Annotated in this window: 17 protein-coding genes; 7 read left to right on the top strand and 10 right to left on the bottom strand. The window is 41.1% G+C overall.

What is annotated here, in order from left to right; genetic code table 11:
• Positions 1-214: 214 nt before the first annotated feature.
• Positions 215-1429, bottom strand: coding sequence for an exo-beta-N-acetylmuramidase NamZ family protein (locus tag SYJ56_RS06790; RefSeq protein WP_323832891.1), 1215 nt, complete (start codon positions 1427-1429; stop codon positions 215-217).
• 708 nt (positions 1430-2137) lie between these two features.
• Here SYJ56_RS06790 and SYJ56_RS06785 point away from each other — a divergent pair.
• On the top strand, positions 2138-2284 hold the full coding sequence (locus SYJ56_RS06785; protein WP_323832890.1) for a hypothetical protein: 147 nt from the start codon (positions 2138-2140) through the stop codon (positions 2282-2284).
• Positions 2285-2765: 481 nt separating this feature from the next.
• Here SYJ56_RS06785 and SYJ56_RS06780 read toward each other — a convergent pair whose 3' ends face one another.
• The 3 genes from SYJ56_RS06780 to SYJ56_RS06770 all read right to left on the bottom strand — a co-directional run bounded on the left by SYJ56_RS06780 (position 2766) and on the right by SYJ56_RS06770 (position 5422).
• Positions 2766-3767, bottom strand: coding sequence for an NADP-dependent oxidoreductase (locus tag SYJ56_RS06780; protein ID WP_323832889.1), 1002 nt, complete (start codon positions 3765-3767; stop codon positions 2766-2768).
• Positions 3768-3899: 132 nt separating this feature from the next.
• Positions 3900-4664 carry an SDR family oxidoreductase gene (locus tag SYJ56_RS06775; RefSeq protein WP_323832888.1) on the bottom strand — a complete coding sequence of 255 codons (765 nt, stop codon included), beginning with the start codon at positions 4662-4664 and terminating at the stop codon, positions 3900-3902.
• Between the two features lie 17 nt (positions 4665-4681).
• Positions 4682-5422 (bottom strand): SDR family oxidoreductase, encoded by a 741-nt coding sequence (locus SYJ56_RS06770; RefSeq protein ID WP_323832887.1) that lies wholly within the window; start codon positions 5420-5422, stop codon positions 4682-4684.
• Between the two features lie 104 nt (positions 5423-5526).
• On the opposite strand from SYJ56_RS06770, the gene SYJ56_RS06765 reads away from it, so the two are divergent.
• Both SYJ56_RS06765 and SYJ56_RS06760 read left to right on the top strand, forming a co-directional pair.
• Positions 5527-5946 carry a winged helix-turn-helix transcriptional regulator gene (locus tag SYJ56_RS06765; RefSeq protein ID WP_323832886.1) on the top strand — a complete coding sequence of 140 codons (420 nt, stop codon included), beginning with the start codon at positions 5527-5529 and terminating at the stop codon, positions 5944-5946.
• An 846-nt stretch (positions 5947-6792) separates the two neighbouring features.
• On the top strand, positions 6793-7098 hold the full coding sequence (locus SYJ56_RS06760; RefSeq protein WP_323832885.1) for a hypothetical protein: 306 nt from the start codon (positions 6793-6795) through the stop codon (positions 7096-7098).
• A gap of 104 nt (positions 7099-7202) precedes the next feature.
• On the opposite strand, the gene SYJ56_RS06755 is transcribed toward SYJ56_RS06760, so the two are convergent.
• The 5 genes from SYJ56_RS06755 to SYJ56_RS06735 form a co-directional block, all read right to left on the bottom strand.
• Complete coding sequence (locus tag SYJ56_RS06755) at positions 7203-7493, bottom strand: hypothetical protein (protein ID WP_323832884.1); 291 nt, start codon at positions 7491-7493, stop codon at positions 7203-7205.
• Positions 7486-7818 carry a hypothetical protein gene (locus SYJ56_RS06750; protein WP_323832883.1) on the bottom strand — a complete coding sequence of 111 codons (333 nt, stop codon included), beginning with the start codon at positions 7816-7818 and terminating at the stop codon, positions 7486-7488. Before SYJ56_RS06750 ends, SYJ56_RS06755 begins: the two co-directional genes overlap by 8 nt.
• A gap of 11 nt (positions 7819-7829) precedes the next feature.
• On the bottom strand, positions 7830-8876 hold the full coding sequence (locus tag SYJ56_RS06745; protein ID WP_323832882.1) for a HEPN domain-containing protein: 1047 nt from the start codon (positions 8874-8876) through the stop codon (positions 7830-7832).
• Positions 8877-9083: 207 nt separating this feature from the next.
• Positions 9084-12059, bottom strand: coding sequence for a TOTE conflict system archaeo-eukaryotic primase domain-containing protein (locus tag SYJ56_RS06740; RefSeq protein WP_323832881.1), 2976 nt, complete (start codon positions 12057-12059; stop codon positions 9084-9086).
• Between the two features lie 697 nt (positions 12060-12756).
• Complete coding sequence (locus SYJ56_RS06735) at positions 12757-16227, bottom strand: DEAD/DEAH box helicase (protein WP_323832880.1); 3471 nt, start codon at positions 16225-16227, stop codon at positions 12757-12759.
• Between the two features lie 434 nt (positions 16228-16661).
• Here SYJ56_RS06735 and SYJ56_RS06730 point away from each other — a divergent pair, with 434 nt between their 5' ends.
• The 4 genes from SYJ56_RS06730 (at position 16662) to SYJ56_RS06715 (ending at position 20929) form a co-directional block, all read left to right on the top strand.
• Entirely contained in the window at positions 16662-17084 is a 423-nt protein-coding gene (locus tag SYJ56_RS06730; protein ID WP_323832879.1) for a helix-turn-helix domain-containing protein, read from the top strand.
• 80 nt (positions 17085-17164) lie between these two features.
• Positions 17165-17437 (top strand): helix-turn-helix domain-containing protein, encoded by a 273-nt coding sequence (locus SYJ56_RS06725; protein ID WP_323832878.1) that lies wholly within the window; start codon positions 17165-17167, stop codon positions 17435-17437.
• A gap of 57 nt (positions 17438-17494) precedes the next feature.
• Complete coding sequence (locus SYJ56_RS06720; RefSeq protein ID WP_323832877.1) at positions 17495-18463, top strand: AAA family ATPase; 969 nt, start codon at positions 17495-17497, stop codon at positions 18461-18463.
• A 9-nt stretch (positions 18464-18472) separates the two neighbouring features.
• Positions 18473-20929, top strand: a complete 2457-nt coding sequence (locus SYJ56_RS06715; protein WP_323832876.1) for a S8 family peptidase — start codon at positions 18473-18475, stop codon at positions 20927-20929.
• A gap of 71 nt (positions 20930-21000) precedes the next feature.
• Here the strand turns inward: SYJ56_RS06715 and SYJ56_RS06710 are convergent, their stop codons facing one another.
• Positions 21001-22134 carry an ISAs1 family transposase gene (locus SYJ56_RS06710; protein WP_323832875.1) on the bottom strand — a complete coding sequence of 378 codons (1134 nt, stop codon included), beginning with the start codon at positions 22132-22134 and terminating at the stop codon, positions 21001-21003.
• Positions 22135-22217 lie beyond the last annotated feature (83 nt).

Here is a 22217-nt window from a genome sequence, read left to right as displayed (position 1 = left end):
TTCACACCACAACGCTCGAAGCAATCTGGTCGTGATTCCACAAAACAGATTGACGCACTCCTTCGTCGTTCGCATCCGATAGCTATCGGATGACGACCTATTCAATTCCACTTTTATGCCAGTCAAAAACACCTATAACAGCACATTAAGAATAAAAAATTAAAAATCTCAAAAATCCATCGGACGTTTTTGTCCGCCTGCGGTCGAATTCCCTTTACGGATAAAGCAAATACTTCAACCGCATTTCCTTGTACGCCGAAAGCTCGGGTTCCCAACCTGCTCTGATGGTTTCCATAGGCACATCATCGATGATTTGCTGTCTGAAATCTCCCCGCCCGATCTGGATCTCAATGTTATTCATCTGGTTGCTAAACCTAGACTCAAAAAACTTCTCCTTTTCAGGGCTGGCTTTGTAGAGTTCGCGTATCCATTCAAAGTTAATCTGCCCGCTCTTTCTTAATAGCTCCGTATCGTATTCCCGCAGATCAATTCCATAACATACTTCGTCCATGAAAATTGGGGTTTCGGCCATTCCTTTTATACCTGTTGGTGTGAAACTGAAATCGTAAATATCCTTGTATGCCGGACTCCCCAATACTGTAAAGGGAAAATAGGTTCCTCGTCCATGATTAACGTAAACTCCTTCAAACATACACAGGCTGGGATACAGTAACACCGACTGTGGGGTATTCAGATTTGGGGAAGGAGCCACAGGCAAAACATAAGGCATATCATGTGCATAGTTGGCTACGGGAATTACTTGGATATCTGCCTTTACCCCGTTGCTCAGCCAACCTTCACCATTTGCCATCATAGCAAACTCACCCACAGTGAGCCCATGAGCCATTGGAATGGGAAACATTCCAATACCGGATTTATACTTCATATCCAGCACCGGACCATCAATCAAATACCCGTTGGGATTTGGTCTGTCCAAGATCAACAAGGTCTTCCCATTTTCCTCACAGGCCTCCATCAAGCGGGCCAAGGCATTGATATTGGTGTAAAACCTCACTCCCACATCCTGTAGATCATAGATCAAAATATCCACATCAGCCAAATCGGCTGCACTCGGCTTATTCTTCCTGCCATAAAGTGAAATGATGGGAATACCTGTTTGCTTATCTACGGCATCACTTACATTGGCACCAGCACTGGCATCACCCCGAAAGCCATGTTCTGGACCAAAAACTTTGACTATGTTAATTCCCAACTTTTGCAAACTATCCACCAAATGGGTTTCACCAATGATAGAGGTCTGATTAGCCAGCACCGCTACCCTTTTTCCTTCCAATAATGGCAGGTACAAATCAGTTTGCTCAGCGCCGGTTTTTATTTCTTGGCGGGGTTCTTCGGTTTGGTTTGCGGGAAGTTTTGTGGTGCAAAAGCAAAGGAGTATGCTTAGCGCAAAAAGTAAAGTGGAATGCATAAGTGTTCGAAAGATAAGTTTCAGGTTCTTTAAAAATACGTCATTGCGAGGAACGAAGCAATCCAGATAAAATTACGTCATTGGGAGGAACAGCCTGTCCCGATGGATCGGGAAAGCAATCCCAAATACTAACGACGAGATTGCCACGCCTCGTTCCTCGTCTCGCAATGACGGTTTCCAAAATCTCCGCCGTGATCTGTGCCTGTCTGCCGTGGTCTGTGTCTCCACAGACCACTAACATTTCGGTCTGTGAGACAGACCGAGGTGACCAATCTTCGGTAAGGGCGAAAGATTTTTCGCCCCGACGTAAAATCTTTCAACGACCAGATTGCTACGCTCCCACGTCGCTCATATCTGCTAGCTATAGGATGACGAAACCCGGTCTGACACGCTTAAAACCAATCAATCGTTCATGCCTACGGCATTTATGTGGAATTCTCAATACTTATTTCCAGCCATTGAAATGGCTGGCTAGAAAATCGTCCATGCCTACGGCATTATTTAGGGAATTATTCCTTACCAGTCCCATTGAGAGCATTCGATATTACTACCAGCTCTATTCCTTACCAGTGACGAGCCATCTTCTTGCCAGAGGTTTCAGAGACTGTGTGAAAATTGATAACAATATGAGCTGGCAAAGTCCCGTAGGGACGGCCGATATCAGCACCACACATGAGTTTCATTGCAGAAAATCCAATCTATAATTGATTGACATTAACCAATATCGGCCATGCCTACGGCATTTATGGAGATTCTTCAACGCTTTATTTCCAGCCATTGAAATGGCTGGCTAGTAAATCGTTCATGCCTACGGCATTTATGGAGATTCTTCAACGCTTTATTTCCAGCCATTGAAATGGCTGGCTAGTAAATCGTTCATGCCTACGGCATTATTTAGGGAATTATCTCCTTACCAATCCCATTGATAGCATTCGATATTACTACCAGATCTATTCCTTATCAGTCCCAGAGGGACGATTCATCTTCTTGCCAGAGGTTTCAACCTCTGGGAAAATTGATAGCAATATGATCTGGCAAAGTCCCATAGGGACGGACGATATCAATTCAGCACCATCATGATTTTCATAACAAAAATTCAATCTATAATTGATTGACATTAACCAATATCGACCATGCCTACGGCATTTATGGAGATTCTTCAACGCTTTATTTCCAGCCATTGATGGTTCGACTTAGCTCACCAACCATGGCTGGCTAAAGGATCGGCCATGCCTACGGTATTTTTTAGAATATCACTCAATACTCTAGTCAATCGCAACCCGACGACACAGATTAGAAAATACTCAATCGAGTAAGTGAATGGTAAGGAAAGTCATTACTTCAGCTTTACCACCACTTTTCCTTTTGCTCTGCCGCTTTCTAGGTAAGACATTGCGTCGTTGATGCCTTTGAAAGGAAAAACCTTATCCAGCACCGGCAGAATTATTCCCGCTTCGATTAACTTGGTCAACTCATTCAATTGTTTCCCACTTGGTTTCATGTATAGGAAAGAGTATTCCACATTCCGCTTTTTTGCCTTCTTCAAAATCCCGTAACTCAGAATTCCTGAGGCCAACCTCATAAACCAGGGTAGCTTGACATCCACGGCAAATGCTTTGGTAGGTGGGCTGGAGATGGAAATTACCTTACCACCCGGCTTCAGAACTGTGAGTGATTTTTCCAAGGTCTTGCTATCCTGACTATTCAGCACCAAATCGTATCCATTCAGTATTTTCTCAAAATCTTCCTTTTTGTAATCCACCAGCACGTCGGCACCCAGCCCCTTCAACATAGCAAAGCTTTTCTCGCTTGCCGTAGTAGCCACCTCAGCTCCCAGATGCTTGGCCAATTGAATTGCAATAGTCCCCACTCCTCCAGATCCGGCTTGGATGAAAACCTTTTGACCTTTTTTCAACTGGGCCATTTCCACCATTGCCTGCCAAACCGTCAAGCCTACCAGAGGAATAGATGCCGCTTCATCCATCGTCAGATTTTTAGGTTTATGTGCAAGGTCTTCTTCATGGATCGCTATAAATTCTGCGAAAGCTCCAATTCTAAAATCTGATGGACGGGAATAAACTTCATCCCCCACCTTAAACCTGTTGACTTTAGTTCCGATGCCTTTGACCACGCCGGCTACATCATGGCCTAAAATTAACGGCACTTTGTAGGGAAGGATCAATTTGAATTTTCCTGCCTTAATTTTGGAATCAAGGACGTTTAATCCTGCCGCATGGATTTCTACCATAACATCATGCGCTCCCAACTCAGGGATTTTAACTTCGCTCAGCTTCAGCTGCTCATTCTTGCCGTATTTATTTAGGACGTATGCTTTCATAATTTTTATTTAAAGTCTCTATGGCTCCCGCAGGCAATTGCTAAAAAAACGCTGACCTTTGTAGATAGTCATCTACAGATAACGTTCCTCTTTCATCCCCCTTAATGAAGTCCTGATTTATGAATGATTTTATTACTGTAAAGCTTTATAGGCCTTTTTTGGATTCACCAGACCAAGAGCTTTTTTTGGAGCAAGTCTGCTCATGAAATAGACCGCTTTGGTATCGCCTACGCGAATTGTTAAATTATCCTTTTCAAGCCCTTTTACTAACCCCTTAACTAATGCTTCCGTAGTGAGCATTTTATCATTTTTGGATGCAGTCATTTCTGTCGCTACCAAAGGAGGCAATAGTTCAAATACCTTGATACTGCTGTTTAGAATTCTCAGATGCTCCCGGAGAGATTCGGTATAAAAACGTAAGGCAACTTTGCTCGCAGAGTAAGTAACTTCCAACAGAGAAGGGACATAACTCAAAATGGAGGTTGTATTGATGATAGCTGCCTCCGGCTTGGACTTAAGCATGTCCATGAATAGATTATTCAGCCGAACGACACCCAAGTAATTGACTTCCATTTCCTTGGATCCAAACTCTTCGTGTTTGTCACTGGACATTCCCAAATTTTCCGACGGATACATCACCCCTGCATTATTATACAGAATGTCAATTCCGCCCATTTCACTCACTTCAGTGAACAGTTGCTCTGCGTCTTCTCTATTTGCCACATCACTTTTCAATGCCAAAAGTGCCGGATAAAGAGATTTCGCTTTATCCAGCTTTTTCTGATCTCTTCCTGTGATGATCACTTTAGCTCCTTTTGCCAAGAACTGCCTTGCTGCTTCCAACCCAATTCCAGCTGATCCTCCGGTGATTAGGATAGTTTTTCCTTCAATTTTCATTGCTTAAAAATTAGTGATTAAACTTCCGCATCCACTGCAAGCTTAGCGGCAACTTCGGCTACTAGCGCATGAATCCTCTTGGTATCTCCCACGGGTACTTCGACCTGATCTTTCTCCAGTGCCACAAACAATTCCTCGGCCACCTCAGCAGGTGGAATCCCATTTGCTCCACCTATTTCTGCAGAGAATTCTGTATTTACCAAGGGCGGATATACTTCGTACACAGTCAGGTTTTTGTTACCTTCGAAAGTATCTCTCAAACCTTGTGTGTAGCTATGCAGTGCAGCCTTACTTGCTGAATAAGTCGGCAAATATTGGTTTCCTCTGAATACCGCAATTGAAGTCACGTTCACGATGGCAGCATCTTTTTGTTCCAAAAGATGAGGCAAAAGCAAAGAAGTGAAATGAATCACACTGATGTAATTAGTATTAATTTCCTGATAGGCTTTCTCTGCCGCGTCATTGGCTGGGTCGTTGAGGAGATTTAAAAATGCCGCTCCGGCATTGTTTACGATGATATTGACTGCCGGATACTTTTCTGTCAGTTCCTTGGCTATTCGGAGACGCTCAGACTCCAAAGACAAATCCCCCTGAATCGCTTCTGCATTATCTAATTCATTCAAGGCGTTTTGTAACCGCTCCGGATTACGGCCGTTGATGATGACCTTGTTCCCTGCTTGGCTAAAACGCTTTGCGATAGCCAAACCGATACCGGCGCTTCCACCGGTTATAAAGATTGTGTTTCCTGTAGTTTGCATGTTTTTTTGCTAATTCTAAGTGATTGTTGTAATTTTGCTTGCAAATTGCAAGTGCAAATATACTTATTCACTTTCATTTTGCAAGTGTTTTAAAAAAATATTCTATGACTATCTCAAAAAAACGATCCTCTTGTCCGATAAGCAGTACGCTTGACATCTTTGGAGACAAATGGTCACTACTGATTATTAGAGACTTAATGTTTGCCAAAAGCTGTACTTATGGTGATTTTCAAAAATCTGAAGAAAAAATTGCAACCAATATTCTTGCTTCCAAACTAAAGGCATTAGAAGAAAACGGAATCATCAAAAAATCCAGACATCCAGAAAGCAAGGCAAAAGTACTCTATCAACTCACGCAAAAAGGGATAGATTTACTTCCAATCCTTGTAGAAATAAATCTTTGGGGAGATAAGTATTTTGAGATCCCAAAAGAATTGGAATCCATCATCAACGACATAAAGAAAGATAAGGCAGCCTTTATTGAAGCCAATTCGAAAGAACTGATGGAAGCCATCGGACTTTGATGGAGCTATCTAATTATCTTATCGATCTATATCCCATCTGCTACGGTACACTTCCAAAGGGGATTACACGCTCGATTATACTATGAATTACCTATTTTAATCGCTGGACTACAGCTCCTTCTGATTTTCATTGCAGAAAATTCAATCTCTAATTGGATTAATTTTTACCCATATCGGCCATGCCTGCCAGCCCTCCGGGAGGCGGACCTACCGATCAGGCAGGCCTACGGCATTATTAACAGAGCTATTCCACCCTACAGGCTGGCTGCTCACTAGATTTGCTGAAATTCTGACAATCTGCCGCACCCGCCGTGGTCTGTGTCTCCACAGACCACTATTTTTTGGTTCAGTAAGACTCAGACAGAGGTGGGAAAACTTCAAAGATTCCACCCTTATACAAATCCCTTACGACGACCAGGTTGCCATGCCCCTCACGTCGCTCTCAATTGATAACTATCGGATGACGAAACCCGATTTGATATTCATAAAACTATTCAATCGTTCATGCCTGGTAGGCAGGCCTACGTCATTTATGAAGATTATTCAATGCTTTATTTCCAGCCATTGAAATAGCTGGCTAAAAGTTCGGCAATGCCTACGGCATTCAATAGAATTGAAATACTCACTTATTTCCACCTAGTATCTGGAGACTATGGTACATGCATACTAGTATTAATTCCATATCTATTCCTTACCAGTCCCAGAGGGATGATTCATATTCTTGCCAGCCATTTCAATGGCTGGACTTTTTGATGGAAATATGCATTTGAAGAGTCCCAGAGGGACGGACGATATTTATTCAAAATCTTATATGATTTTCATTTTAGAAAATTCAATATAATCGGATTGACATTAGCCAATATCGGCCATGCCTACGGCATTTATGGAGATTCTTCAACGCTTTATTTCCAGCCATTGAAATGGCTGGCTAGTAAATCGTTCATGCCTACGGCATTTATGGAGATTCTTCAACGCATTATTTCCAGCCATAGAAATGGCTGGCTAGTAAATCGTTCATGCCTACGGCATTATTTAGGGAATTATCTCCTTACCAATCCCATTGATAGCATTCGATATTACTACCAGATCTATTCCTTATCAGTCCCAAAGGGACGATTCATCTTCTTGCCAGAGGTTTCAACCTCTGGATAAATAATGCCAATTTGATCTAACAAAGTCCCAGAGGGACGGCCGATTTTTTCTCCAACTCTTTAAAAAGGAATTCCGATGAAAAAGGTAATCTACCGGCGCCAATGTCATTTCAGCTTCTTCAGTGCTAGATGGCATTCCTTGGCTAAAGGGCGCAGATTTTCACGGCTATAAGTCATTTCCAATTCCTTACATTTCTCTATTTGGTCCCAATAAACACCGAAAAACCGATCAAAAATTTCATCTCCTCTCATCCCCATCAACTCCGCTATGCAATAAGAAAGCTCTAATGAATGAAAACTTTCCTCATTAAACCCAATAGCCTCCAATCCATAGATCAATTGAATATGCCTCAGATCCTGCAGAATCAATTCTTCTATCAACAAATCCTTATTCATCCTCCCCTCCTTTTAATTCTTTGGCAAGCTCGACCAAAGACTGATAGCATTCTTTAGCCAAGGGACGGAATTCTTGTCCCATGTTTGTGATGGGGTAATCGTCACCATGTCCCATATACCAGAAATATGCATCAGAAAACCGGTCCACTCCATCATATTTTTCTACGCCAAAGAGCGCCGCAATCAATTCATAGATTCCTAGATAGTGATCGTCAGATTGCAGGTCCACATTTCTTAATCCTATTATGAGTTGATTATGCTTCATATCTGCCATAATCAGTTCCTCGATCAATTCTTCAAAAGAAATAGTCAATTCTGTTTTCATGGTTTTGATAGTTAAAGTGATTGAAAAAAGTATTCATAATGCTTATTACACAATTCCCGAACCTGTGCAACCCGAGAGGAGAGTGTTCTGGACAACTGCTCCTCTACCGGAAATTCTGTTCTATACCGAGCCTTGCAATAGGCATCCTCTAACATCTGAAGTAGCTGGACTTCCTCCTCAGTATCTTGTGGAAACACCGAAGCCAGCTCTGGAATAAACTGGTAACATTCTCTAAGCAGCACTCGTGTTTCATGGCTTTTTAGCTCCCGCTTTTCCCACACCAGAATAAGTGCTCTAAGTCGAAGTTCAAGCGCTTGATGGAGAAAAAACAATGAGGATTCCCAATTGAAATTTTCTTGCTCCTGAAGGGCATGTCTCCAAAATAAGTCTGCTTTCTCCCAATTTTTCTCAAGACTAGCTCGGAGGTGAAGCATTCTTTCTTGTAACCTTTCATGAGGTAACTCTATCAAGTCAGGCACGCCTTCCTTTCTATAAATCAGGTGAAGTTGCCGGATGTGATATTGGAAAAACAGATGGCCTTTGCCAAGGACATTATTAAGATGATTCCGGTTGATGGAGTGAATGGCAAACTCCTGTCTTCCGGAAGTCAAAAAACTAAACAATCCAATTGTGTTACGATGCTCTTCCAGGTCTTGATTCTTGAGAACTACATAGATCTCTCGGCGATGTGAAACATCCAGATGTCCCAGATTTGGCAGGTCAAACAAAAAGATCAATTCTGGGTCAACCAGAATCTTCAATGCCTCGATCAGATGGAGGAAATAATTTTCTGAGGTTTCTATAAGCTCAGGAAAAGGCTCGGGGTCTGGAAGGGGATCTGCTTGATATAGCGCATCCACCAAGGATTGTAGATTCTCATAGAACCGAATCATTCCCTTTCGTTTATTTAAATCTTTTTCAGCGTCAGGATCAGATGTCCAGGACTTGAAGAGACTCCAAAGTTGAAGTTTGACCCCTGTCTCCTCTCCAAACTCAGCAAATAGATTTGAAAGAAGCTCCTTTCTCGCTTCATTGGAAGTAAAGTGATTTTGTCCCATTATTAAAACAGTTTATTGTCTCTGCTGACAACTAATGATCAGCATTGGGATAAAGCTCAAAAAACCCTCATAAGTAACCTATTCTTAGGAAGGATAGATTATTCTAATCGCAGGATATAATACTGAAGCTCTGCCTCAACATCAGGACAAGCTATTCATTAGCTGATCCTATCTTAAAAATTTATTACTGTTTTACTTTTATTACCCTTAAAAAAGCCTCTCTTCTAGATGCTCTTTCCAGACAATAAACCCTTTTTTACTGTCCATGTAATCATGTTGTACTTTACTGAAATCTATAGGATTGGATTCAAGAAACTTCTGACGCCCTTCATTACGGATTGTATTAAGCTGGCTGTCAATTTTCTGAATCTCCAGCTTTAGCTCATTAATATTTTTTGGCATGCACCAAAGGTATGTGGCTTCTTCTGTATCAACAGTTTCCATAACTAGGTGCTGATTGTCTATCCCTTCTATCAAAAAAATAAAAGCAAACGGCTGAAGCATAAACCGGATTTTCAATATTCTTCCTTGATGTCTCTCTGCCAAATATTGTAATTCTCTTTGATGACGAAAACTTCCCTTACTTAATACATCAGACAATAATTCTTCCCCTGTTTCATATGGCCCATTTGCTGTTTGCATGATTGTGTTCCCAGACTTACCTAAATCTAAGGATGAACGATCTCTCAGAAAACCTCTTTCCATAAATCGAAACCTTACACTTTCAACTGCTTCACGGGTAAGCTTTTCCAAATCAGAAGAAACTGCCGTTAATGCAATAATCTGATTCTGATTATCGACAACTACTGTTACATCGATAACGATGATTTTTGATTTGAGAAACTTCTCAAAATAAGGTTTGAGTACTTCAAATTCTGGTCGGATGTTCTGCTGTTCAATATCAAATTTTATTGGAACGGGATATTCTGCAATTGTACATTCAAATTGGACGCTTCCATATAGAAAATCAAGATCAGCAATTTTTATTTTAACTGTTTTTTCTATAAAAGTTTCTTGTTTATCTGCAGTTTGATCATCCTTTTCTTGCTCGTCAGGAAAATCAAATAGCGTGTATTGTTTCTCTAGCTTCCTATAATAAACATTCCTTTTCAGAAACATTCTATTCAGGTAATCAACCTTTTCATCCCGATAATCATAAACCGTAGGGCTTACCTCGGAGCGCTGAACTCTACCGATATATTGAATCAATTTGCCTACGAAAGCAAAAGGATATACCAAAAAAAGGCATTCGCCATTTGGAAGATCGGAACCCTCTCCAAAAAACTGACCTGTAGTTATTAAAACCTCGTAATTCCCAGTTCGCAATTGAGACCACTTCTGATCACGCACATTCTCAGAATCCCCTCCATGTAAGATTATGGTTTCAAATGATTGCTTCAGATAAAGTTCCAATGTATCAACATGCTCTTTTCTTTCAGTAATAATTACACATTTCCGTCCCTTATTAAGCTCAAAAACAACGTCTTCTAGAATAATCCTATTCCTGGAGGAATCGTGGATCAATATTCTTGACAATGTCTCAAACTTGTCAGTTTTTCCATTGAATGGGACTTCGAAACCTGTATTTCGAATTATGATTTCAGGAAAGGCAGACTTCGACAAATCACCAATACTTATTTCAGTAATCACTTCTCCCAGATGGGTAAAAATAATCTTTCCATCGCTGTACTTCCTGAATGGAGTTGCGGTAAGTCCGTAAAGATATCGGGAGTTAAATTCCCCTATTGTACCTCTGAATGTTTTGGCCGGAACGTGATGACACTCGTCTACGATTATTAAACCAAAAGTATTCTGGAAATTATGAATATCAGCATTAGAGAGACTTTGAATAGTCGCTACTGTTATTTGCTTTCCAATTGTCGCTTTTCCTTGTCCTATTTTCCCTATATCCTTTCTAGCAATACCTAGAAATGATTCTATTCTTTCTACCCATTGAAGAGCTAATTGCTTTCTGTGAACTATAATTAATGTAGGCTGTTGCTTATCTGCAACAATTTTTAAAGCCAAGACAGTTTTACCGGATCCGGGTGGGGCAACGATAACTCCCAAGTCTTTCTTACTAATTAACTGCATACTTTCTTCCTGATAAGGCCGCAGTAATCCTTGAAAGGAATACAAAACAGGGGGCTGTAAAAGCCGTTCATCAGAAAAATAAAAATCAAGTTGATTGAGTTTACAAAAGCGAATTAACTTGCCTGCAAATCCCTTGGGTAAATACACAGCATCACCTTCTTCTTCAATTAATCTAAAAAATCTATCCGTACCATAAGTACTCTTCCCACTTCCTTTTTTACTAAAAAATGCTGTATTCGGAAAGTTCAACTCCTCTTTGATATATGTAAAAAGCAGAGGATGAATAGCATTTTTGTTCAACCGTATATTGTTTTTCAGAACAATCTGAAGCTTGTCGGTGCTTTGTTCAGTAAATATATTTTCCGCCAATCCGCTATACAGTTTTTCCAAACGAATAATGGAAGCCCTTTTGATTTGACCGATAAACCTCAGTTGATCTGGATAGGCAGTTAGGGTTTCAGGGTCTATAAAACATGTATTGCCTTTTTGTACAGATAGTCCATTTAGAGGTAATGCGATCAAGTTCCCCAATCCCTTTCCTGAATGGCTATCTTGATTCGGAAAAAGCCTGTCAAAACTCGTGTTTTTATCAAATGCTGATGTTGCACCGGATGAAATCAATAAGGAGGAAATAATCTTACGGCTTTTGTAAGCAGGTATAGGTTGATCAAAAAAAATCCACACATGCCCTCCATTGCCTGAGCGGGACCGCTCGAGATATGCCGGGATACCATTTTCAATGCAGCTATGTATTAATTTCCTCGCAGATAACACCCAATCACCTTCATCAAAATCAGCAGCAATAAACCAAGACGTATTATCCTGAAGCAAAGGATATATCCCGATAAAATGTTCCCCTGTTAAGTGTTTACTGATCTGTTCATCCGTTAAATTGAGAAATGACTTTTCAGAAAAATCATGGAAAGATCCTCCTTGCATTTTGTGGACTCGATAACGATAGGGGTCAAAAAAATACGCAGGCATATACCCACTTTTAGACCCTTTCTCCCATCTTGTAGCAAACACATCCTCCCTTCCTTTGAAAAGAGACTTAACTAAAGCAAGATGTTCAGGAGTAGTTTTCTTCATTTTGGCATAGTCTGAATTAAAGCCCGAAACTCCACTAAAAAGGTATTACAACCATTATAGTAAAGTATTTTCTTACAAATTCTTCGTTTGCAGCCAATTTTATAAAATCATTGTGCTTTCACAACAAGTAGGCACATTTCTTTAAGTGAGGTATTTTTCAGGATTCAGAACCAGTGCTTCAGATGGGAAATTTCCCATTGATTTTATTTGTAGTTTGCTTTTGCTTACCAACATTCAGATTCGCAAAACTTGACATGAATTGCTTTAATCTAACTATTAGTTCAACCCCTCCAGGGTTGATCCTGTATACATATTATGTCCGCTAACCACCCATTTCATGGGTGGCTATTGAAAAGTTTGACCACTTTGTGGTCGGCTTTCAATCGGTAATATTTGCTAAGTGATGACGAACAAGTATGATTTCATACTTTGAAACAATTCCTATTAACACTAACTAATCCTCCCCATTATCATGACTATACGAAAGAAATAGTAAACCAGATGACCTACCAAACTCTAAGTCTTTTTGTATTCAATGATCCTGAAGAGCCTGTCCCGATCCTGAAGGGATCAAACCCTCAATAGCCATGGGTGCAACCCATGGATCATAGCAGATCACGTCTCTTTAGCCCAACCCCTATAGGGGTTGAACAAAACTTTTTATTATAGAACCCCCACATTTTCATTCCTTTCGAGGCTAGCCAAATAGCTCCAGTGCTGCTTCCAGCGACATGGACGATAAAAGAGATTCACCAGACCCAATGACATTTTCGGCCAGCTCCCGTTTTTCTTCTTGCATAGCCAGTATTTTCTCCTCCAGTGAATCCTGACAGATCAGGCGGTAAGCCATTACTTTCTTGTCCTGTCCGATTCTATAGCATCTGTCTATTGCCTGATTTTCCACAGCAGGATTCCACCAAGGATCTACCAGATAGACATAGTCTCCTGCGGTAAGATTTAGGCCTGTTCCACCTGCCTTCAGGCTCAACAAGAAAACCCGGACTTCTGCTTCTTCCTGAAATGCCCTAACTGCTTCCTGACGTTTTCGCTCAGTGATTTTGCCATCCAAATAGGAATAGCCTATACGCTCTTTTTCCAACTGCTCCCTGATTAAGGCCAACATCCCGGTAAATTGTGAAAACACTAAAATCTTATGGTTTCCGGTCTTTTCCTGAATATGTTCCATCAACTGGATCAACTTTGCCGATTCTCCTGCTAGCTTCCCGCCAGCTGGTATCAGACTCGGATCATCACATATTTGCCGTAACCTCATGATTCCCTCCAGTACAAACAGGCTAGGGTTACCCACGGCTTCGGAATCCATTTTCTCAAGGATTTTGGCTCTATATTGGGCTCGGACAGACTCGTACAATTCGCGCTGCTTCGGTGTCATCTCACAGTAAATCACAGACTCAGTTTTTCCCGGAAGCTCAGGAGCGACCTGCTCCTTTGTCCTTCTTAGTATAAAAGGCTGGGTAACCGTCTGAAGAGCCTGCATCCTGATTTCTTTCCCCTCGGTTTCTTTGAGCATGAAATTCTTCCGAAATCCTGCCGCTGTACCAAAAAAGCCCGGATTCACAGTATTCATCAGCGCATAGAGATCCATGGTACTGTTTTCAACAGGAGTTCCGCTTAGTGCTATCCGTTGTTTTGCATTGAGCTGATTGATCGCCTGAAAGCGTTGTGTATCCGAATTCTTGATTGCCTGGGCTTCATCCAGAATCAGCATCTGAAAATCAAATCCTAAAAGAAATTCCAAATCCGTCTTCACAATATCATAAGTAGTCACAATGACATCATATTCCCCAAACTTCCCCTGCAGATTTTCTCTCGAAGCACCATAATACCGGGTCATCCGCAGTTTGGGTGCGAACTTCCTTCCTTCTTCCAACCAATTAAACAGTAATGAGGTAGGAACTACTACCAAATTTGGAACTGTCTCTTCCTGTAGATTACAGATCATTTGTAGAAAGGTAAGCACCTGTAGCGTCTTGCCAAGCCCCATATCATCTGCCAAGATACCTCCCCATTCCTCCTCAGCCAGCTGCTGCATCCACTGAACCCCTTCTTGCTGATAAGGTCGTAATTCGACCTGAATTCCCTCCGGAGTTTGGATGCTCTGCCTTTCTTTTTTACTCTGGTAAGCAGCTGATTTACGGGAAATCCATTTTTTTAGTTTATCCGGCATGGTGCTATTCCCCACCTCCTGAAGAATGGGAAAATGACAGCGGGATATGCGAACCCCATTATTTTTTTCCATCCCAAAAGCCATTACCTTTTGCAATTGCTTTTGCCAAGAATCCGGGATTCGGGAAGTCCTGCCATTTTTAAGCTGGATAAGGCCATCATTTTTCATCACCGATTTTCTGAGTTCCTTCATGCCGACCACCGTATCTCCTGCCTGAACTTGGATGCCAATATCAAACCAGCCGGATTCTTCCTGAAAGTCCAACTTAACCTCAGGAACAGCATAATGCCAGTCTGGAATTCCCAGTGATTCCCAACCTCGAATGGTCACGCCCTTTGATTCCAAACTACCCAAAGCCTCCGCAAACCAGAAATTGTCCAAAAAATCTACCCTCGGCAATTCAAAACCCCAGTTGAACAGAGCTTTCTTAAAATCTATATGAAGGGCTTTGATCAACCGGACCAGATCCTCTTCTCCAATTCTGTCTCGCATTATTTGCCGGTAGCCATCTTCCACAGGTTCCAGCCAGTGGATTCCCTGGGTCAATGGATTCACCTGCCGCCCATCTTCGTAGCATATCCTGGGAATTATTAGAATTCTATGTCCAAGAGTTTGTAGGAAAACCGATCGCTCCATGATTTTCGGATTTTTTGGTGCCCCCCGATTCAATGATTTGGGGATATTAACCTGAAAATAGGTAGTCAGCCAAGGAAGAAACTTCGTATTAAAATCATCGTGGGATTCCTCAAAGGCAATGAGATTTGCGGGGTAATATCCGAAATAGTTATGTATTGCCAGATCAAGGGGATTTTGGATCCTAAAGACCTTTTTTGAAGCTCTTTTTTCCATGAAAAAAAAGGGTTTCTTCGTAGGAAACCTCATAGAACTTTCCACCTGGTCTTCTCCCAAATGAATCCGTTGGTAGATTATTAATTGGTTCTCCTCCTTCTTAAGATCAAAGCTGAATCTCACAGGTTCTTCGGCAAGAGTTGCCTGAATCATTGAGCTCTTCTTGGGTTTTCCTTTGACATGCTTATGGGAGGTGTAGCTGGCCAGGTAGAAGTATTTTTCTTCCTGAAGCAAAACAGCCAAATCATCCCAAATCCGGAAGGTTTGCTGGAGTTTTGGCGAAATACCTTCTCCTGCAGTAGTCATTGATTTTGGAAAGATTTCCGAAATTGAAATTAGCTTTTGGTCAGGGCTTGTCACCTCCTCATCTATTTCTACAATAGCCTCCAGCTGAAGCATCAGGGCATAGATTTTTCGCTGTCGGGCAGAGAACATGGTCAAACAGTCCAATGCTCCTTCGCACACAAATGATTTAAAAGAACGGATCTCATCACTGTTATTGCCTAATGAGGCAATAAATGGAACTAGACGTGCATAGTTGTCATCATGGTAATTTTGGGGGACGCAGAATCCGACCACTAAATTTTCCTGATCCATTTCTTCCTTTCTGATCCATAGTCTTGTATCTGCAAAAGAATGTACCTCCGATTCTGTACGACCTTCTTCATATACTTTACCGATAGGCTTTTCAGATTCGAGGTAGCCACTGCGGGAAATCGTAAACAATGAAGGTTTGGAAAGAACCAGCGGGAAGTAGGGCGAGCGAATTAGCGTCCTAATCATCCAATTATACTCGTTATCAAGCGAAGACAAAAGTAGGTATTCTTCCAATTCAATCAGCTCAACTGACCTTTCTTCGCCTCGCTCTATCAGTAAATGATCAGCGAATAATTGTAAGGTGAATACGGTAACCATATTACGAATTGATAGAGAAGCTTCCATTCGGATATGGCCCTCCAGCAATTCACTTTCCATATTAAGTGAAAGCTTCTTTTTGGGGACGTAGCTCTTTGTGGAAATCATGGCTCTTGCTGCTTCCAAGTCAATAAGTAAGGACTTATTGCATATAGGAATTATAATTTCTGTAGGTAAAATAGAAAACTCGGTTACGGTGGATGGATAGGATTCCATAGGCGAAGGGAATGGCTTTTTGAAGTTGGATAAAACTGAAACTCTGAAGGCAAAGAGACTTGATACCTAACTTCTATGCTATTCCCCGACAGCATAAACCAGAATAGCGAAAGGATAAAAAAGGAAAGTAAATTATGCTTAGAGAAAAAAGCCTCGCAACAGTTAAAAATGTACTTTCAAATCAGCCTATGACATGAATTGACGCTAAAATTTTAGTAATGGGATAAATTATCCCCGCCAAATGCCTATTTTACCTAAGAAATCCAGTCTCACATCCTGTGTCAAAAGCAGGAAAGGATTAAATTTGATCTAACACAGAAATAAGTCCATCGCCTCGGTCTGTGTCTTCACAGACCGAAAAATATAACCATAACTCAACTGGCTTGTGTCTACCCTTACGGGACTTCACAGGCCAGATTAATAAATACAATCTCATGAACGACTCATCATCCAAACACATCCACCAAGGCAGAAACGTCAAGCGCTTCCGGGAAATGCTGGGCATCAAGCAGGAATCACTGGCTTATGAATTGGGTGATGACTGGAATCAGAAGAAGATCTCCCTGCTCGAGCAAAAAGAAGAAATCGAAACCAGCCTGCTTTCCCAGATTGCTGATGCCCTAAAACTACCTTTAGAGGCTTTCCAGAATTTTGATGAGGAACAAGCTGTGAATGTGATTGCAAATACATTTAATGAGCGTGCTTTTGAAAATGCGTTTGCTAATAATTGTACTTTTAATATTAACCCAATTGAAGAAATCAAGAAGCTCCATGCAGAAAAAATCGCCTTATTTGAGCGTATGCTGAAGGAAAAGGATGAGATGATGGCGAGGCTGGAGAAGTTGATTGGGAAGTGATATATTATATAATTAAATCTCTAGAAGTGAGCAACTTGCTTTTTATAAAATAGCACGATTTATGTTTTTATTAAGTCAGTATGTCTTCAAATAATAATCAGTTACTCAAATCTTTACTATCGGAAATCGATCCACTAGAACAGTCTAAAGTTGATACAAAAATGGATGTTGCAGCTAGAATTGCTACTGCCATGGACTCCAAAGGCTGGAACAACCAAGATCTGCAAAAAGTAATGGGAGCAAGTCCTTTGCAGATCAGGAAGTGGTTATCAGGAACGTATAATTTCACACTTGATTCCCTCGTACAATTAGAAGAGGTTCTTGATGTCAAACTTTTGAATAAGAGTTTATAAATCTATATTGAGTTATTTCCTTTGGATGGATAATTTACCTTTGCAACAAAAACTGAAATGGCAGCGGCTGAACAAATAAAGAGTTTGATCAAATCTTTTGGAGAGGGGGACGAATCCCGCTTTTACGCTACTGCTATGCAAATTGCTGCTGCAGAAGCACGTAAAGGACATGTCGCGATTGCGGAAGAATTAAAAAAACTGATTGACAAAGGCAAATCTTCCACTTCTATCGTCAAAAGACTTCCTGTAAATGCCGCTCAAAAAGAGTTGAATGACTTACTGGAGCTAGTCAGTCCAGAAATAAAACTGAAAGACATGGTTTTGTCATCTGAGATTCAGGAAACATTGGCAAAGGTAATTCATGAGCAAAGACATCTAAAAAAACTGCTTAGCCACAATCTTCAACCTAGAAGAAAGCTTTTGTTGGTTGGAACTCCAGGCTCAGGAAAAACCATGACAGCACACGCATTAGCGGGGGAATTGGGACTTCCTTTATTTATTATAAGGCTTGACGGTTTGATCAGCCGATATCTTGGAGAGTCCATTGCAAAGCTTCGATTGATCTTTGATGCCATGGTGGATTTTAGAGCTGTCTACCTTTTTGATGAGTTTGACAGTATTGGCAGCACCCGAACTCAGGGTCAGGACGTAGGAGAAATCAAACGGGTATTGAATAGCTTTTTACTTCAGATTGAAAAAGATAAATCCAATAGTTTAATTATCGCTGCAACCAATCTTCCTGAAAGTCTGGACACTGCCCTGTTTAGAAGGTTTGATGATATAATCCAATACGGGAATCCTTCTTTGGAACAAATACATCAAATCTATTCCTCAAGACTGGATGAGCTTGATAGTTCTTCAAATTGGAACCTTGGCCATATCTCACAACTCTCACTAGGTCTCAGCTATGCAGAAGTCCACAAAATCTGTGAAGATATCTGGAAGGATTTTTTAATCTATGGAGAAGATTACATCACTGAAAAAAGAATAATTCAATATATAGAAAACAGAAAACGCACCTACTAACGGCTGACTATGGATGGTGTTTATAAGCATATATTTTTTACTAATAAGGCCAAATCAGTCAGTTTTACTCCGCTCGGATCTGGAAGATTTCCAACAAACGAAAAAATCAGTCAGGTAAGTCATGGCAAAAGGCTAAAAGATGAGTTTGACGAGGCTTTCATTGATTTTTGGGAAGGAGAACCAGGAGATTACGTCTATGTAGAATTTGAAACTTTCCCAGGCTTTGCATTGGACTTAGCTAAATTTGAGGGAAAATCCGGAGATATCAGAGTTGCCAACCTAAAAGAAGAATATTACGAAGATGATCAGGCTAAGACCATAAGTGCAGTCTTTTTATCAAAAAAAGGAGTAAATGATTTCTTAAAAAAGGTTGACGATTATTCCAATCTTGAAAAGAACACAGAAAAGGGAAATCCTAAAAATGCGAGCCTGCTATCCAATATTGAGACGATAAAACAAGCTACGTTAAAATCGTTTTGGCAGGAACCTGAACGTTCATTTCCAGAGGCGAATGAGGAAGTTTGGTGGGAGGTATGGCTGGATATCACCATGGATTCTGCAGATACTGTAAAGGAAGCAATAACGACAAGCTTATCTGAATATGGAGTTCAAATAGCTTCAAGATTCCTAATCTTTCCAGAGCATTTAGTAATACTTATTAAGGGTAGCCCAAAAAAGATTATGGGGCCATTACTCCATTCCACCTATCTGGATGAATTAAGAAAGCCTGTAGAATTAGCTGATACATTTAATTCTATGGACATCCCAGAACAAAAAGAGTGGATTGGGGATCTATCTCAAAGGCTCGAAATCAATAATGAAAGCACTATTTCCGTTTGCTTATTGGACTCCGGAATAAATGAAGGCCATCCTCTCCTGACTAATTTAAGACACATAATTTACCCTGACACGGTAGATCCTTCCTGGAATACTGATGATAGTTGGTCGGGCTCTGGACATGGTAACCCTATGGCAGGGATCATTCTATTTGGAGATTTATCTGAAGCATTTTTAAATAAAGATTCAGTCAGACTTCTCCATAGGCTTGAAAGCATTAAAATCATCAATCAAACTCAGCCAACTGATCCAGACTTATATGGAGTGATAACAGAGGAAGCAATAGCACGAGCAGAAGTAATTAATATCACTCCTGAAAGAGTGTTTTGTTTGGCAATTACTGCTGACGGGGTAATTCACCAAGGAAAGCCTTCGTCTTGGTCAGCAGCTATTGATAAATCAGCCTTTGGTGAGGAGGATTGGAAAAGATTGATGCTTATTTCAGCCGGCAATATTCCTAATTATCATTGGCCTGGATATCCAGCTTCAAATTTTGAATACAGTATCCATGATCCGGGACAGGCATTCAATGCGCTAACCATTGGAGCCTATACACTCAAAGATAGGATTGATTTAGTTCGGTATCCAGGTGCCAGTCTATTAGCACAAAGAGGTCAACTCTCTCCCTCTAGTAGTACAAGTTTTTCCTGGAATAGCGATTGGCCTAATAAACCCGAAGTTGTTTTTGAAGGAGGAAATTGTGGGATGTGGAATGGTGGCCTATGTGATCCAGATTCCTTACTTCCTTTAACCATATCAAAAGGAGGAATGGCCAAATCACCGTTCTGCACATTTGGAGATACCTCTGCAGCCACAGCATTTGCCACTAAGTTTGCAGCATCAATTCTGGAAATCTATCCTGAACTTTGGCCAGAGACAATTAGGGCACTGCTGGTTCATTCTGCACAGTGGACTGATCAAATGTTGGAAGGTAGAAAAATTGAAGAGCTACCAAAAGAGGAAAAAATAACTCTTTTAACTTCGGTAGGGTTTGGGGTTCCTTTTCTTACTTCCGCTATTTATACCCTACAGAATTCTGTTTCCCTTGTGATCCAAGAAAAAATAAAACCTTACACATATGAAGAGAGTAGGGTTAAAGCCAATGAATGCCACTTATTTACTCTTCCATGGCCACAGGAACAGCTTTTAGAATTAGGAGATGTCCAAGTAAGGCTAAATATAACCTTGTCGTATTTCGTAGAGCCTAACCCAGGGAATAAACGCTATGCAAATGCCAATAACTATGCTTCCCACGGGCTTCGTTTTAAACTCAAAGACAGAAACGAATCCTCCTCCGCATTTATGGCTAGAATTAATAAAGAAGCGAGAAAATCCCTTGAGGAAGGATACGAAAAAGAGGGCAAAGAAAACTGGGTCCTCGGTCAACAAATCAGAGACAAAGGTTCAATTCATAGGGATATATGGATAGGAAATGCTGCAGATTTGGCTACCAAAAACGAATTGGCCATAATCCCAACCGGAGGATGGTGGAAGACTAGACCCATCCATAAAAGATATGTACAATCAGCTCGGTACAGTTTAATTGTCAGCATTGAAACAGATACAGAAGATATCCTGACACCGATTTTGAATGAGTTGAAGGTGGATGTTGACTCGATTGTTCTTTGAGGCATTTACTAGAGTATTAAACTATGCATTATAATATCGACTGCTACCTCCTAAATACAGGGAAATCGCTTTTAAACTTTAAGGATTTTAGCTCTATACCTGTCGTCCAGTGCAGCCAGCAATCTTTTGGACGGTTTACTCTTTTTTGTAGTTTTCTCCTGATCGATCAGTGTGAGTGCCATTTTGGCGATTTTATTGAAGTTGAGCGCTGAGTGGTCTTTCTTTTTGAGTGAGGCATCTTCTTTGAATATCACGTCCAGACTCCAATGGAGGTTGTTTTCCACCGCCCAGTGGCTCCTTACCGCGTCATGGATGAGCTTCACCTCCGCTTTCAGGGAAGTTATATAGTACCTGGTCTCGGCAGTTCCCTTTCCGGTCTGTTTGATAATTCTTTCTGAAGTTATTCTTACAACGGATTTTAAACCCGGCCACTCCTCCCTGCCGTCAAGGAACTCCAATTGGTCGACTACTTCACATAATCTGTGCTCTATCCTTCCATGTCCAAGCTCATTGCTGCTGTATTCTGCTTTAACCGCAGTGATGGAAAACAGCTTTTCTATCTGGTCTTTAAGTTCCTTCTGGTTTCCCTTCACCATCAGCATATAGTCGGCTTCTTTTTTCTTTATTGCCCCGGCAATGTTTTTTTGACACCCCATGGCATCCAGGGTGACAATGCAGCCTTTGAGGGCCAGCAGTTCCAGCAGTTCCGGTATAGCGGTGATTTCATTGCTCTTGGAATCCACTTTTACCTGCCCAAGGCATAACCCGTTGGCCGTTGCAAAGGCTGATACCACATGTAACGCGGACTTCCCATTGGCCTTGTCTTCAGAACCGCGGAGTGTTTTGCCGTCTATGGATACCACTTCCCCCGAAGTGATACGGGCCATAGACTCAATCCAGGAAACAAAACACCTACTGAATGCCTGTGAATCAAGGGCAGCGAACACTTTACCCAGAACATCATGGGAAGGTATTCCGTTTTCAAATGGGTAGAATCTGCTAAGCCAGTCCAGCTTGGCACGTCCAAAAAGACTGATAGCCGTCCAGCTATCCGCCCCACTGACAACTGCGGCAATGGCAAGGAACAGGATTTCTTCAAGGGGGTAAAGGTGGTTGCCTTTGGCTATACGTCGGGGATCTTTCAATTCTGAAAAAAATGAGGAGAAAGCCGGGTGTACTTTCTGGTCTAAATCTGGATTGGCCATTTTTTTGACCACTCCCAAAAATAACCAATAATCCTTAAATTTTAGCGATTTTTAAAAGCGATTTCCCTGCTCCTAAATATTAG

This window comes from Algoriphagus aurantiacus, assembly GCF_035156405.1.
Classification (GTDB): domain Bacteria; phylum Bacteroidota; class Bacteroidia; order Cytophagales; family Cyclobacteriaceae; genus Algoriphagus; species Algoriphagus aurantiacus.
Note: the sequence above shows the minus strand (reverse complement) of the source record. Positions and strands in the feature narration are given on the sequence as shown.

Bases quoted from the DNA above. Each gene is read 5' to 3' on its own strand.
- SYJ56_RS06790 (WP_323832891.1), bottom strand. From the start codon at position 1,429: ATGCATTCCACTTTACTTTTTGCGCTAAGCATACTCCTTTGCTTTTGC.
- SYJ56_RS06780 (WP_323832889.1), bottom strand. From the start codon at position 3,767: ATGAAAGCATACGTCCTAAATAAATACGGCAAGAATGAGCAGCTGAAG.
- SYJ56_RS06775 (WP_323832888.1), bottom strand. From the start codon at position 4,664: ATGAAAATTGAAGGAAAAACTATCCTAATCACCGGAGGATCAGCTGGA.
- SYJ56_RS06770 (WP_323832887.1), bottom strand. From the start codon at position 5,422: ATGCAAACTACAGGAAACACAATCTTTATAACCGGTGGAAGCGCCGGT.
- SYJ56_RS06765 (WP_323832886.1), top strand. From the start codon at position 5,527: ATGACTATCTCAAAAAAACGATCCTCTTGTCCGATAAGCAGTACGCTT.
- SYJ56_RS06755 (WP_323832884.1), bottom strand. From the start codon at position 7,493: ATGAATAAGGATTTGTTGATAGAAGAATTGATTCTGCAGGATCTGAGG.
- SYJ56_RS06750 (WP_323832883.1), bottom strand. From the start codon at position 7,818: ATGAAAACAGAATTGACTATTTCTTTTGAAGAATTGATCGAGGAACTG.
- SYJ56_RS06745 (WP_323832882.1), bottom strand. From the start codon at position 8,876: ATGGGACAAAATCACTTTACTTCCAATGAAGCGAGAAAGGAGCTTCTT.
- SYJ56_RS06740 (WP_323832881.1), bottom strand. From the start codon at position 12,059: ATGAAGAAAACTACTCCTGAACATCTTGCTTTAGTTAAGTCTCTTTTC.
- SYJ56_RS06735 (WP_323832880.1), bottom strand. From the start codon at position 16,227: ATGGAATCCTATCCATCCACCGTAACCGAGTTTTCTATTTTACCTACA.
- SYJ56_RS06730 (WP_323832879.1), top strand. From the start codon at position 16,662: ATGAACGACTCATCATCCAAACACATCCACCAAGGCAGAAACGTCAAG.
- SYJ56_RS06725 (WP_323832878.1), top strand. From the start codon at position 17,165: ATGTCTTCAAATAATAATCAGTTACTCAAATCTTTACTATCGGAAATC.
- SYJ56_RS06720 (WP_323832877.1), top strand. From the start codon at position 17,495: ATGGCAGCGGCTGAACAAATAAAGAGTTTGATCAAATCTTTTGGAGAG.
- SYJ56_RS06715 (WP_323832876.1), top strand. From the start codon at position 18,473: ATGGATGGTGTTTATAAGCATATATTTTTTACTAATAAGGCCAAATCA.
- SYJ56_RS06710 (WP_323832875.1), bottom strand. From the start codon at position 22,134: ATGGCCAATCCAGATTTAGACCAGAAAGTACACCCGGCTTTCTCCTCA.